General features: G+C 64.0%; 12 protein-coding genes. 9 read left to right on the plus strand and 3 right to left on the minus strand.

The features are described from left to right. Positions 1–9: 9 nt before the first annotated feature. The 8 genes from IVA98_RS14435 (at position 10) to IVA98_RS14470 (ending at position 8,675) form a co-directional block, all read left to right on the plus strand. A complete protein-coding gene (locus tag IVA98_RS14435; RefSeq protein WP_247355140.1) occupies positions 10–1,602 on the plus strand; it encodes a xanthine dehydrogenase family protein molybdopterin-binding subunit in 1,593 nt (530 codons plus the stop codon). Further along, complete coding sequence (locus tag IVA98_RS14440; RefSeq protein WP_247305975.1) at positions 1,603–2,625, plus strand: xanthine dehydrogenase family protein molybdopterin-binding subunit; 1,023 nt, start codon at positions 1,603–1,605, stop codon at positions 2,623–2,625. Between the two features lie 10 nt (positions 2,626–2,635). Continuing rightward, positions 2,636–3,517 (plus strand): AAA family ATPase, encoded by an 882-nt coding sequence (locus IVA98_RS14445; RefSeq protein ID WP_247305978.1) that lies wholly within the window; start codon positions 2,636–2,638, stop codon positions 3,515–3,517. After that, positions 3,514–4,635, plus strand: coding sequence for a vWA domain-containing protein (locus IVA98_RS14450; protein ID WP_247305981.1), 1,122 nt, complete (start codon positions 3,514–3,516; stop codon positions 4,633–4,635). The genes IVA98_RS14445 and IVA98_RS14450 overlap by 4 nt, the downstream gene beginning before the upstream one ends. Further along, positions 4,632–5,516, plus strand: coding sequence for an amidohydrolase family protein (locus IVA98_RS14455; RefSeq protein ID WP_247305984.1), 885 nt, complete (start codon positions 4,632–4,634; stop codon positions 5,514–5,516). The genes IVA98_RS14450 and IVA98_RS14455 overlap by 4 nt, the downstream gene beginning before the upstream one ends. 31 nt (positions 5,517–5,547) lie before the next feature. Next, positions 5,548–6,396, plus strand: a complete 849-nt coding sequence (locus IVA98_RS14460; RefSeq protein WP_247355141.1) for an MBL fold metallo-hydrolase — start codon at positions 5,548–5,550, stop codon at positions 6,394–6,396. 71 nt (positions 6,397–6,467) lie between these two features. Beyond that, a complete protein-coding gene (locus IVA98_RS14465; protein ID WP_247305987.1) occupies positions 6,468–8,042 on the plus strand; it encodes an isochorismatase family protein in 1,575 nt (524 codons plus the stop codon). A gap of 6 nt (positions 8,043–8,048) precedes the next feature. Further along, positions 8,049–8,675, plus strand: coding sequence for an FMN-dependent NADH-azoreductase (locus IVA98_RS14470; RefSeq protein ID WP_247305990.1), 627 nt, complete (start codon positions 8,049–8,051; stop codon positions 8,673–8,675). A 24-nt stretch (positions 8,676–8,699) separates the two neighbouring features. On the opposite strand, the gene IVA98_RS14475 is transcribed toward IVA98_RS14470, so the two are convergent. Together IVA98_RS14475 and IVA98_RS14480 are read right to left on the minus strand one after the other, a co-directional pair. Next, complete coding sequence (locus tag IVA98_RS14475; RefSeq protein WP_247305992.1) at positions 8,700–9,725, minus strand: glycoside hydrolase family 5 protein; 1,026 nt, start codon at positions 9,723–9,725, stop codon at positions 8,700–8,702. Further along, on the minus strand, positions 9,722–11,002 hold the full coding sequence (locus tag IVA98_RS14480; RefSeq protein ID WP_247355188.1) for an O-antigen ligase family protein: 1,281 nt from the start codon (positions 11,000–11,002) through the stop codon (positions 9,722–9,724). The genes IVA98_RS14475 and IVA98_RS14480 overlap by 4 nt, the downstream gene beginning before the upstream one ends. 228 nt (positions 11,003–11,230) lie before the next feature. On the opposite strand from IVA98_RS14480, the gene IVA98_RS14485 reads away from it, so the two are divergent. Then, the gene (locus IVA98_RS14485; protein WP_247305995.1) at positions 11,231–12,367 is read left to right on the plus strand and encodes a GNAT family N-acetyltransferase; all 1,137 of its coding nucleotides are present in this window, start codon (positions 11,231–11,233) and stop codon (positions 12,365–12,367) included. A 29-nt stretch (positions 12,368–12,396) separates the two neighbouring features. Here the strand turns inward: IVA98_RS14485 and IVA98_RS14490 are convergent, their stop codons facing one another. Then, positions 12,397–13,620 carry an FAD-dependent oxidoreductase gene (locus IVA98_RS14490; protein ID WP_247305998.1) on the minus strand — a complete coding sequence of 408 codons (1,224 nt, stop codon included), beginning with the start codon at positions 13,618–13,620 and terminating at the stop codon, positions 12,397–12,399. Positions 13,621–13,664: the final 44 nt, after the last annotated feature.

The raw sequence follows: 13,664 nt of genomic DNA on the forward strand, positions 1-13,664 counted from the left end.
GGTCAGACCATGCTGGAACTACGCAAGGACATCTTCGCCGACGAGCGCGACGACAATCTCAAGGAGATCGGCAAGGGCACGCAGCGCCAGGACATGCTCGGCCACATCACGGGCACGTCGAGCTATTTCAACGATCATAAGCTCCAGGGCATGCTGCACCTCAAGGTCGTTCGCTCGACTGAGGCCCATGCGAGGCTGCGCCGCATCGATACCACGGACGCAGAACGCTCAGCCGGCGTGCGCCGGATCATTCGCGGCACTGACGTGCCGGTCAATCTCAACACGCTGCTGAGCCTGATCAATTTCGGCAAGGACGACGAGCCATCACTGGCCGTCGACAAGGTCCGCTACAAGGGCGAGCCGATCCTCGCCATCGTCGCCGACAGCGAGCGTGAGGCGTTCGAGGCCATCGCAAAGGTGCGGATCGACTATGAGCCGCTGCCGACCGTGTTCGACGTCGAGGATGCGCTCAAGCCGGGCGCGCCCGTGGTCAACGAGACCTATCCGAAGAACGCCTTTATCTATCACGACGTCTACGATCACCAGCGCCTACGGTTCGGCGATGCCGATGCGGCACTCGCGAACGCCGACCATGTGCTTGAACAGCGCTACCAGATGTCGCCGATCGAGCACGCGCCGACCGAGACCAATGGCGCGATTGCCGCGCCCGACACCAACGGCCGCTACGTCGTCTACACCTCGACGCAGGCGCTGTTCTTCTCGGTCGATACCTGCGCCAAGATTTTGGATGTGCCTTCCAACACCTTCCACTTCATCGGTGGCACGGTCGGCGGCGGCTTTGGCGGCAAGGTGGATACCCTGACCGAGCCGCTCGCGATCCTCGCCGCCATGCTGACCGGGCGGCCCGTGCGCTACGTCTTCGGTCGCGAGGAGGAGATGCAGTACGGCCCGCCGCGCGGCGCCGAGCGCATCTACATCAAGGACGGCGTGATGCGCGACGGCCGCATCGTCGCCCGAAAGATCCGTGCCTATTTCGACAGCGGCGCCTATACGCGGCTCTCCAGCTACGCCGCGGTGAAATGCGCCGCGCATCTGCCGGGCCCCTATACCATCCCTAACGTTTATGGCGACGTCTACTGCGTCTTCACCAATCGCACGCCGGCGACTGCCATGCGCGGCTTCGGCGTCACCGCGATGGACTTTGCCATCGAGTGCCAGATGGACAAGCTCGCAAACCTCGTCGGCATGGACCCAATGGAGTTCCGGATTCTGAACGCCTATCGCGACGGCGACATGAAGGCGCATCGGCGCGAGGCCAAGAACACGGCGCTGATCGAATGCGTTCAGGTCGCCGCCGAAAAGGCCAAATGGCCGATCCGCGACGAGTTCAGGCGCGCCTCCTCGCGCAAGGATGGTGGCGGCAGCCGCGCCGCGATTCCGCCGACGCCGACGGATGTACGCGCGCGGCCGGCCGCGCCCGCCCAGCAGCGCACGACCTATGACCGCGCACCCGGGACCGCGACAAGAGAGCCGCCGCGCGAACCGCCACCGCCGACCCCGCCGCCTCCTCCGCCCCGCCCGGCGGCACCATCGCACGGCGCCACCCGCTTCTCTTCCGTGTTCGGGACCAGGAGGCGCTAGATGACCAGGCATCGCGGACGCGGCATGGCGTCGATCAACTATCCCATCGGCATGAACCTCGGCGGCGATCCCAGCCAGGCGCTGGTTCACTCCAATCCCAGCGGCAAGTTCACAGTGGCGCTGTCGTCGATCGATCTCGGCCAGGGGATGAAATCGGTGACGCGGCAGATCTGCGCTGAGACGCTGGGCGTGCCGGTCGAGGACGTCTACGTCGACACCGCGGATTCCGACACCGGCCCGCATTGCATGGGTTCGTTCGCCTCGCGCGGCACACACCGCGTCGGTAACGCCGTGATGGCCGCAGCCCGCGAAGCCCGCGGCGTGATGATGGAGGCTGCGGCCGAGGAGCTGGAGGTCAACGCCGCCGACCTCGAGACGGACGGGCGCGGCAACATCCATGTCAAAGGCGCGCCGCATCGCTCGATCTCGACCAAGGATGTCGCGGTCGCCGCGCAATTCAAGCAGGGCAAGACCATCTCCGGCCGGGGAATATTCCTGGTACCGCTGTCCGATGTCGACCCCGAAACCGGAGAGATGTCGCCGGCAACCTGCTATGCCCATGCCTGCCTCGTCGCCGAGGTCGAGGTCGACGACGAGACCGGTGAGGTCGCGATGGTCCGGATGGACTCCGCCTATGAGCTCGGCCGCGCGCTCAACCCGCGGCTGGTCGAGCAGCAGCTCGTAGGCGGCGCCTGGATGGGCGTCAGCCACGCGCTCTACGAGACGCCTGAGCCTTACTATCCCGACCCCGCTCACGGCCCGCGCGACTTCGTCGAATATCTGATGCCAGGCCCCGGCGATATCTGCCCGCACGATATCGCGGTGCTGGAACGCCCTGCTCCCGATGGGCCCTTCGGCGCCAAGGGTCCCGGCGAGATGTGCGCCAACCCGGTGCTGCCCGCCGTGGCGAATGCGATATTCAATGCGGTCGGCGTGCGCATCGACGATCTCCCGATCACGCCCGAGAAAGTGCTGCGCGCGATCAAGGCCCAGGGCGGCGCACGGCCGCAGGCGCGACGCTAGAGGATTGGCGGTGGCGGTTCGTAGCAACATCGTCGGAATCGACAGCCCACAGGCGTTGGAGAAGGCGCTGCGCGCAGCCTATTACCTCGCCGACGAGGGACTGGCCACCGCCGCCTATCTCGGGCTCGCGCTCGGCAAGCCGCTGCTGCTGGAAGGAGCGCCCGGCGTCGGCAAGACGGAGGCTGCAAAGGCGATCGCTGCCGTGCTCGGCCGCCGGCTCATCCGCCTGCAATGCTATGAGGGCATCGACGCGTCGGCCGCACTCTATGAGTGGAACTACCCGCGCCAGATGCTCGCGATCCGCCAGGCCGGCGACGAGAGCATCGACATCTATGGCGAGACGTTCCTGATCGAGCGGCCGATGCTGGCCGCGCTGCGCGCACCCGATTCCACCGTTCTGCTGATTGACGAAATCGATCGCGCCGATCAGGAGTTCGAGGCCTTCCTGCTCGAATTCCTCTCCGACTTCCAGATCTCGATCCCCGAGCGCGGCACGGTACGCGCGGCGGAGCGACCCGTGGTCGTGCTGACGTCGAACCGGACACGCGACCTGCACGAAGCGCTGCGCCGCCGCTGCGTCTATCACTGGATTGACTATCCCACCGCCGAGCGCGAAGCCCGCATCATCATGATGCGCGCCTCGAGCGTCGCTGAGGCCACGGCACGCGCGGTCGTCGCAGCCGTCGAACGGCTGCGGCGCGAGCCGCTCAGCAAGGCGCCGGGCATTGCTGAGGCCGTCGACTGGGCCGAGGCCGCGACGCTCCTTCACAAGGGCGGCGCGCGCTGGCCCGATGCGTTCAAGCGCTCGATCGGCGTGGCGCTGAAGGACGAAGAAGACCTGCATTTCATTTCGCCGCGGCTCGACGCCATGCTCGCGGAGGCGACCGCATGAGCACCGAGCCGCAGCTCCCGCGCGCCGCGCGCGTGTTGGTCGCCTTCGTCGCGCTGCTGCGCGCGAATGGCTTTGCCGTGGCGCCGGAGCAGACCACGACGTTCCTGGCGGCCATCGAGTTGCTCGGCCCTGATAGCGTCGAGGATATCAGACAAGCTGCACTGGCGACGCTAGCTCCGCCGCCCGATCGCCGGGCCACCTTCGACCGGCTGTTCGATCTCCACTTCCGCGGCAGCGAAACGATTGCGCGCGATGACGAGGGCAAGGACGACGAGACGGTCCGCCTCCAGGAAGAGGGCCGCGGCGACGAGGAGCCCCTGCTCTCCGACGAGGCGAGCGAGTCCGGCCTCGCCGCGACCCGAAGCGAGGCGCTGGTGGAGCGCCGCTTTGGGGTGAGTTCGACCGCGGACGCGCTACGCCGCCTGGCGCGCGAGGCGCCGCGACGTCTGCCGCGACGGCGTGGCCACCGGCGCATGCGCGCCCGCCGCGGACCGTTTGCCGACCTCCGCCGCACCTTGCGCGACACGGTCCGCAGCGACGGCGAGATCTTGCGGCTCGGTCACCTCAAGCGGCGGCAGCGGCCACGGAAGATATTGCTGCTGATCGACGTGTCCGGCTCCATGAAGACTCGCACCGATGAGAACATGAAGCTCGCCCATGCGCTGGTTCAGGCGGCGCCCAATGTCGAGGTCTTCACCTTCGGTACGCGGCTGACGCGGGTCACCCGCCCCTTACGACTGAAGCGTCGCGAGCAGGCATTGAACGCAGCCGCTCATCTCGTCAGCGACTGGGATGGTGGCACCCGCATTGGCGATGCGCTGCAAGCCTTCCTCGCCGTGCCACGGTTCGGCGGCTACGCGCGTGGGGCCGCTGTTGTGATCGTCTCCGATGGACTCGAGCGCGGTGAAGGCGACGCACTTCGCGACGCTGTCGCCAAGTTATCGCGGCGGTCCTGGCGCTTGAGCTGGCTGACGCCGCTCGCCACAAGCCCGGCCTTCCGCCCGCAGACCGAAGCGCTCATTGCCATCGAGCGCTTCGTCGACGATCTCGTGGACGGCGGATCGAGCGCGTCGATCGTCGCGCACATTCTGGCGTTGGGACGAAGGAGAGCGGCGTGACCGATATTGTCGACGGCCATCATCACATCTGGCGGCAAGCCGACCTGCCCTGGCTGATCGGTCCGATGCAGCCGCGCATCTTCGGCCCCTACGAGCCGATACGACGCGATTATCCGATCCAGGAATATCTCGACGACCTCGAGGGCACCGGCGTCACCCGCTCGGTCTATGTGCAGACCAACTGGGCCAACGACCGCTTCGAGGACGAGGCCGCCTGGGTGCAACAGACCGCCGACGAACACGGCTGGCCGCACGCGATCGTCGCCTACGCCAATTTCGCCGTCGAGGATGTTCGTCCCCAGCTCGACCGTCTCAAGCGCTATCCGCTCGTGCGCGGCGTGCGCATGCAACTGCATTGGCACGAGAACCCGCTCTACCGCTTTGCAGCCCGCCCCGATCTCTGCGCCGATCCCATAATCCGCCGCAACGTCGCGCATCTCGCCGACTATGGCTGGAGCTTCGACCTGCAGGTGTTCACGCCGCAGATGCCGGAGGCAGCGGAGCTGGCCGACGCTTGTCCAAAGGTGACTTTCGTCCTCCAGCATGCCGGCATGCTGGAGGACCTCTCGGCGGCAGGCCGCGCCGCCTGGCGCGCCGGCATGGCGCGGCTTGCGGCCTGCCCGAACGTAGTCTCAAAGCTCTCCGGGCTCGGCACCTTCATCCATCGCAACGATCCCGCGCACATCGCTGCCGTTCTCGCCGACACCGTTGCGATTTTCGGTGCCGAGCGCTGCCTGTTCGGCTCCAATTTCCCGATCGAGAAATTGTGGACCAGCTATCGCGAGCTCGTCGACGCGTTTTGCGCGGCAGCCGCACCGCTGAGCACCGAACAACAGGACGCGATCTTTCGGGCAACCGCTACGCGCGTCTATCGGCTTTGACAGACAAGAAGCAGGACAGGGAGGGACGCGAATGGCGCTGGAGATCAAGATCCTGGACTACGGCGATATCGAGCTGGAATCGAGCTTCCTGGTGCTCGGCCGCGACTGCGGCCGCACGCGCCGCGTCCTCACCCTGGGCTTCCTGATCCTCGGCGGCAAATATCCGGTCGTGGTCGATACCGGCTATCGCTCCAACCAGATCATGGAGACGCTGGGCATGCGCGGGCTGCAATACCACGAGAACATGATCGAGAACCAGCTTGCGCGCCATGGTGTGCGCATGGGCGACGTCCGCTTCGTCTGCCACACCCATCTGCACATCGACCATGCCGGCAAGGACGATCTGTTTCCGATGAACACGACAGTCGTCCTCAACCGCAGGGAGCTCGAATATTCCGTTTCCGGCCTGATGCATCCCCAATATCCAGCGCCCGACATCAAGCACCTGATCGATCGCTTGCACACCAAGAGCGCGCTGCGCTTTCTGGATCTCGAGGTCACCGGCCCGATCGAGTTGATGCCCGGCGTCTATTGCGATGCCGCCAACGCCCATACCGAGGGATCGATGAACATCATCGTTCACACCGCCGACGGCATTGCCACCATCTGCGGCGACGTGATCTACGACTTCAACGACCAGATCGTCACGCCCTTCAACGAGATCCACGATTGGGAGCCGCGCACCACCGGCAACCACGGCACCAGCAAGCGCGCGGACAAGGCGGCGATCAAAAAGCTGCTCAGCAATTCGCGCTATCTCCTTCCCGTGCACGATCGCCCCGCCAAGATCGAAGGCGGCAATGTCGTCGGGCGGCTGCACGACCAGGTCCCAGGCCCGATCGTGCAGTCCTTGCCCGAGCGCAACTGGTTCCCGGCCTGAGACCCTTTCTGCGCATGATCTTGCCGGGGTCCGCGCAGCACTTTCCGGACCATGGTCCCGAGGATCGACCGATGACCCACGTTACCTTGCGTTCCGAATTCGAGACCCTGATCGACCCGTACGCGCCGATCGCGCAAGTCGGCACCGGCTTCGAGTTCACGGAAGGACCGATCTGGCATCCGGTCGATCACTACCTGTTGTTCTCGGATATGCCGGGCGACGTGCGGCGGCGCTGGGATGCGCGGCGCGGCGTCGTGGAGGTCAAGCGTCCCTCGAACAAATGCAACGGCATGACCTATGATGCCGAGCTCAACCTCATCGTCTGCGAGCACGCGACGTCATCGCTGGTCCGCGAGCGCCCGGACGGGCGGCGAGAGGTGCTGGCTTCACACTTCCAGGGCCAGGAGCTCAACAGCCCGAACGATGTCTGCGTACACTCTTCCGGCGCGATTTATTTCTCTGATCCCTGGTATGGTCGGATGCCGGTCTATGGCGTCGAGCGGCCACGCCAGCTCGGCTTTCAGGGCGTCTATCGCCTCGTACCCGGCGGCGAACCGAAGCTCGTCGTCGACCGCAACCTGTTCGACCAGCCGAACGGGCTCTGCTTCTCGCCCGACGAAAAGCTGCTCTATATCAACGACACCGTGCAGGCGCTGATCCGCGTCTTTGACGTCGATACTGACGGTTCACTGTCGAACGCGCGCGTGTTCGCGAGCGGCATTCGCTCCGAACTCGAGCCAGGTCTGCCCGACGGCATGAAGTGTGATCAGCAGGGCAATGTCTGGGTCACCGCGCCCGGCGGCGTCTGGGTCTATTCGCCGCGCGGTGAGCTGCTCGGCAAGGTTCGGGTGCCAGAGCTCGTCGCCAACCTCGCCTGGGGCGGTCCGGACTTCCGCATGCTGTATCTGACCGCGACGCATTCGGTGTACGCGATCCCGACCAAGGTCGGCCCGCGGCATGAACCCTATATGAGCGGCCGGCGAGCCGGCGGCGGCACAGCGCCAAGCTCCGCGCCAACCTCGCCCGTCCTCGCCGAGGGCGAGATGCGGCTCGATCCGCAGCGATGCGCGATGATCATCCAGGACCTTCAGAACGATGTCATCATGGACGGCGGCGCCTTCGCCGAGTCGGGCGCCCCCGGTCATGCGCGGCAGCAGCACGTGGTGGACAACGTCCGCCGCCTTGCCGAGACCGCGCGCGCCCGCGGCGTCGCCATCATCCACGTCTGGTTCATCGTCGAACCCGGCGCGCCCGGCGTCACGCTCAATGCGCCGCTGTTCGAAGGCCTCGTCGACAGCAAGGCGATGGTGCGCGGAAGCTGGGGTGCGGCGCCCGTGTCCGGCCTCGAGCCGCGACCCGGCGACTTCGTCGTCGAGAAAATGCGCATGAGCGCGTGGGAAGGCACGCGGCTGGAGACGATCCTGAAAGCCACCGGCCGCGACATGATCATCAACACCGGCGCCTGGACCAACATGTCGGTCGAACACACCGCGCGCACCGGTGCCGACAAGGGCTATTTCATGATCGTGCCCGAGGATTGCTGCTCGACCATGAATGCCGATTGGCACAACGCCTCGATCAACTTCGCTATGCAAAACGTCGCGGTGGTGACTAAGGCGGACGCGGTCATCAGGGCGCTGGGGTAACGCGCAGTGCCGAAGCTGCTGCACCTGTCCTGCTCGCCGCGCCCCGACTCGGAATCGAGTGCCGCCGCGCTGGTCTTCATTGACGGCTTTCGTCAGGCCCATCCCGATTGGGACATCGACGTCATGGATCTCTGGCGCGAGCGGATGCCTGAGTTCGCTGGTCCCATCCTCGAAGCCAAATACGCCCGCATGAACGGCCAGCGCTTCAGCGATCCTCAACGCGACAGCTTTACCGAGGCCGAGCGCATCGCGCTGCGCTTTTCACTCGCCGATCGCGTGCTGATCTCGACGCCGATGTGGAACTTCGGCATCCCCTACAAGCTGAAGCAGTTCATCGACATCATCGTCCAGCCCGGGCTTACCTTTCGATTCGATCCGTCCCAGGGATACGTTCCGCTGCTGAGGGACCGGCCAACGCTCGTGATCCTCGCCAGCGGCAGCGATTTCTCCACCGGCATGAACCGCGGCCGCATCGACATGGCGACGCCCTACGTGCGGGAAATCCTGCGCTTCATTGGCATCAACGATGTCCGTTTCGTGCCGATCGGGCCGACCACGGGGCCACCGCAACCGATTGAGGCCGCCCGTGAACGGGCGTTCAAGCGCCTCGGAGCCCTGGCTGCGAATTTCTGATGCCCTTGCGAACACGTCGCCGCTTCAATGCGGCGGCGAGATCAAGGCGCGCAGGATGCCCGGCTTCCAGGCCTGACGCGCGCTGTCGAAGGCCGCGAAATCATGGTCGAACTGCCAATAGGCCCATGACCAGCCAAGCCTGTCGGCGCTTCTCGCCACGAAGGAGAGGTATCGCAAGCGACTGCCGGACGGCGCACGCTCGTACACCCCGAACTCCCCGAGATAAAGGGGGCGCCTCTCACGCTCCGCCCACAGACTCATTTTCCTGAAATCGGCTGCGGCTTTTGCTTCGTCATCCCGAGTACCCCAAGCCAGGGGACCAATCTTCGAGAAAGTTTCAGACCATGGTGCACCTTGGTGCGTGAACCGTATGGGCGCGTAGTAGTGAAACGTGACAATGAGCTTCCTGTCCTCAGGCGGCAGAGCCAGCTCGTCGACAGGAATATCATCCCTGTTGAGAACGGCGGCAATGACCGGCCGCTCAGGGTTGGTGCGGCGGATAATCGCGAGACACTCGTTGAGCAGTGAATTCCATCTGGCGGACGTCATGAGCCCGCCAGGTTCATTCAGGACCTCGAACACGAGCGAGGGATACCGCCCCGCATAGCGCTCGGATATCTGCCTCCAGAACGACTTCAGCTTCTCAGTGCATCCGGCAATGTCGCTTTGACAAACCTGGGTATCGTGTTCGTCGAGGACAGGAATGAGGCCCCTTGCAAGGACTTCCTCGATGACGGTGTCGAGCCGTCTCAGAACAATCTCATCCAGGACATTCTCCGGACCCATGAACTTGAAGCCGAAGAAGTTGATCCTGACGTGCGAAAATCCGGCCTTCTTGATTGCCGTCAAATTCTCCAAACGGAAGGGCGCGTTCTGACCGCCCTCCCAGATTCCATCGTAGCCGAGAATATTGATGCCCCGGCCGAGTTTCGGCACGTCGCGGGAATTGGCCCGCTCGGCTCCGCGAACGTCGGAGAAGAGCGATGCGACGAATATCACCGTCGCTGCCAGCATGACGCTCCCCGGCCACCTCGCGCGCATGACGGTCATCTTGCGTCCACAGGCCTGCAGGTCGCGAACAAGAACGCCACCAGCAACACCGACGTGAACATCGTCGAACGAAGGAATGTCGTCTCCGTGAAATTTGTCTGGAAGCTCAGGACGACAAATCCGATGATGAGAGCACAGTGCGAACGATCGATCGATCTGGTCGAGATCAGATGGAGAATCTTGCTCGAGAACAGAAGGACACTCGCTGCGAAAAGCACGTATCCCAGAAATCCAGTTTCCATCAGGATCGCGATGTAGCCGCTGTGATAATTGTCGAGTACCCAGCCGTGGTTTTGTTCGAAATAATCGTAGATCGACGGCACCGTCCAAAAACCGTTGATCCCGAAACCGAGCAGCGGCGCATCGTCGAAATGGCTGATGGCGTAGTGCCAGATGAAGGTTCGTTCAGTGAAATCGATCGAGGCATCGCCGAGATGGATGGCGTCATAGCCTGTCAGGTAAAAATAAAGAAACAGAATTCCGGCCAGGAGACACATGACGAACGGCAGCACCGCATAGACCCTCATGCATGCGACCGACCACATCGAGGTCACGAGCAACGCACAGGCCGCCAGGGCAACCGCGCCGGCACCACGCGATTCCGACGCGACGACGCAGGTCGAGGCCAGCAGGAACACGACGAGGAACGTCGGCCATCCCTGCCCCTTCATCTTACGATAACAGGCAAAAAACATCAGATACGCGCCGACGAATCCGAGCGTCTGCTTCGATTCATAGACGCCCTGCCATTGACCGCTATGCATCCAGGTTTGGTCTATCCCGATATCGGGGACAGCAAGCGCACAGAAAGCCGATGCGGCGACCAATATGAACAACCCAAGCGCCGTGGCCCTCACAATCTCGTCGATCTCGATGCGTGTGACGAGACAGAACGCGCCGAAGGTCGTCATGGCAAGCGCCACGCTTTTCATGAACGCCGCCGCGCTCAGGCTCGACCAGAACACTGAGACGACCGCGAACGTGTAGAACGCGAGCAGCGCGATCAGATCGGGATTGAGCTGCAGGCGCAGGCGCGGGCGCACGAATGCACTTGCGTAGATGAGGACGCCCCACATCAGAAGCGCCACGGTCTGCTGCACAAAGGTCAGCTCCGGCGGCAGGAGCGCAGCGTTGAAGATGCCCATCGATGCCACCACGTTGATGGTAATCGAACAGCTGATTGCGGCTCGGGCAATCTTCTCAACGCCAACGCTGCGCGTCTCCCAGAACGCGCTCTCGAGTGTCCCGGAATCCACCTCGGTCTGCAGGCTGGCCATGAACCGACCTTCCCTAGGCACGGTTAATAATTTGCTACCACGGTCGAGCTCCGCCACTCCCAGCGCACAGGACGCCGAAATTTAGGGATTTGGTAACGCTAGGAGACCCGGCGCGGCGCATTAATGCAAATCGTACCCCGCTGGTGTCTCGCCCGTAACGACCCTGCTATAAAGCGCGGATCGAGCTCGATCGAATTTTCACGAATTGTCTGGTTTTCTTGGTTGCGCATGAACAGATCCAGCAGCACGTTCGATATCGCCATCGAGCAGGCGTTCGACTTTCTGTGTCCGGAATACGCAGAGCTGTTTGACAACTCCGCCGCCACCGCGTTCCAGCATCCGCTGTGGCTACACAGCCTCTATGCCAGGCTGGCGTCTCATGCGGGGGCAACCCCTTTCATCGTCGTGGTCCGCCATCGCACGACGCGCGCCCTTGCGATGGTGCTGCCTCTGCTGCGGATCCGGCGTGGTCCGATACGGACCGTCGAATTCGCCGACCTCCGCGTCTCCGACTATCTGGCGCCGGTTTGCAGCCCGGGAGCATTTTCTCAACTGCTCGCGGACGAGAGCGCATGCGCGGAGCTTCGGAGCCTCCTCCGCCCTTTCGACCTGCTCCGCATGACCAAGCTTCCCGACGGACGGCTTCCGATCGAGAACCTCCTGGCTGCACCCCGCCGCGTCTCGATGGACACCAATGCCTACGCGACCGTTCTCATCGCGCCGTTCGAGCAATGGCGGGCCAGCGCGATGGATCGCTCCTATCAGAAGGAGCTCGCGAAGAAATATCGTCAGCTCCAGAAGAAGGGCGCCTTGAGCTTCTCGTGCTGCAACGACAGCGCCTCCACGCTCGACGCGCTGGAGGTCATGAAGAAATTTCGCGGACCGCGGTTCCAGTCGCAAGGCGACGGAGATCTGCTCCAGCGCCCCGAATATTTCGACTTCTATTCCGAGGTGGCCCTCCGCGGCCTCGGCTCCTTTGTGCGTCTCTATGCCATGAAGATGGACGGCGAGGTGATCGCCGCCGTGCTCGGATTGTGCCACCGCGACACCTTCCACGTCATCATGAGCGCCTTCGACATTGCGGGCTACAAGAGCCAGTCGCTGGGCGCGCTGATGTTCGAGCAGGTGGCCAGGGATTGCATCGAGCGCGGGGACCAGATGCTCGACTTCACCATAGGTGACGAGCCGTACAAGAAACTGTTCGGCGGGCAGCCATCGCCAATGTGGGCGGTCACACAGGCCGGCAGCACCGCAGGCGCGGTCGCGTTGTTTGCGCTGAAGCAGGCTCCCTGGCTCAAACTGGCCGCCAAGCGGATCTCGGAGTTCAGGCTTCTGCCGACCCGCACCTCGACCCCGACACGCTGACGAGCGCGGGACGCCAACGGCCGGGGCGCTCAGGCGCGGAGCGCGCTGCGGACATGCGCGAGCCAGCCTGGCCGCATTTGATCGACCCGATGGGTGATACTGCGGCGCAGGAAGTGCAGCCGCCGCCGCACATCCCAGCCGATATCGTCGCGCGAGGTCAAGGCTTGGCGGAATCGTGCCATCTTCAGTGACTGCTGGTCTGCCGCGACCTTGTCGCGATCGGAGTAGAATTCCGAGACCTTCTCCCTGCTCATGCCGGGAGTCATCAGCCACCGCGGCGCATGTTCGGTACAAAGACGCTCGACGTCCACCAGCAGGCGCGCGACGCCAGTTCCGGCGGCGGGACAGTTGGTCTGGAACGCATCACCAATGAGCACGACACCGGGCTGCAGGTGGCCCTCGACGACCGAGAGGTCCATCACCCAGTTCTGTATCCGGTCAATCACGCGGAAGTCGCCGAGATAGATCTGCAATCCCGGCAGCAGGCGCAGAACGGTCGCTTCCGTTTCGCGACGTAGATCGCGCATGATCGGATCGGCCGGGTCGCGGAACATGAAAAGATTCGCCCTCATACCTGCGCGTACGGGAAACAGGCTGAGGTAGTCGACGCCGTCCCCTGTGCGCTCGCCGTAACAGGTCAGCGCCTTGAAATCGAACGGCGCGCCATCGCGTCGGGCGATCGTGAAGCCGAACGAGACCGAGTGGCCCGCAGCCAGCACGCGCCGCCTGATGCCGAGCTTGTGGCCGAGAACTCCTGCCATGCCCGTGGCCAGAACGATGAGGCGCGCAGTGACGCGCTGTCCCGAAGCGAGCTCGAGATGCTGGAGGTCGTCGCTACAGCTGATCGCAATGACCTCGTCGACGATCAGGCTGGATGGATCAGGTAACTGGCTGCGCGCCATCGCAACGAGATCGGCATAGGCAAGCCCGTAAGCCTGGCCGACGCTGACATCGACCACCTTACCTTCCCGGATATTGAGCACGCGGTCGTATGGACAGGCGGCGCTTTCAAGACCACGGATGAAGCCCAGCCTGCGGAACGCCTCCAGCTGTCCCCCGCCGATCTTTTCGACCCGGAATTCGTTCGGATAGACCGCACGCTTGTCGACCAGGGCAACGCGATGCCCTGCCCGCGCAAGAACGGCTGCCGCCAGCGACCCCGCAAGGCCGCCGCCGACGATCGCGATGTCCGTCGCGATCGACGCGCTTGCCGCAGCGGCGATCGGCTCAGTCACGGTTCTATCGGTCGTCATGGTCCGGGCTCTCACGGTTAACATGGCTCCATCTGCAACTTTCT

The organism is Bradyrhizobium sp. 160 (genome assembly GCF_023073735.1).
In the GTDB taxonomy this organism is placed as follows: domain Bacteria; phylum Pseudomonadota; class Alphaproteobacteria; order Rhizobiales; family Xanthobacteraceae; genus Bradyrhizobium.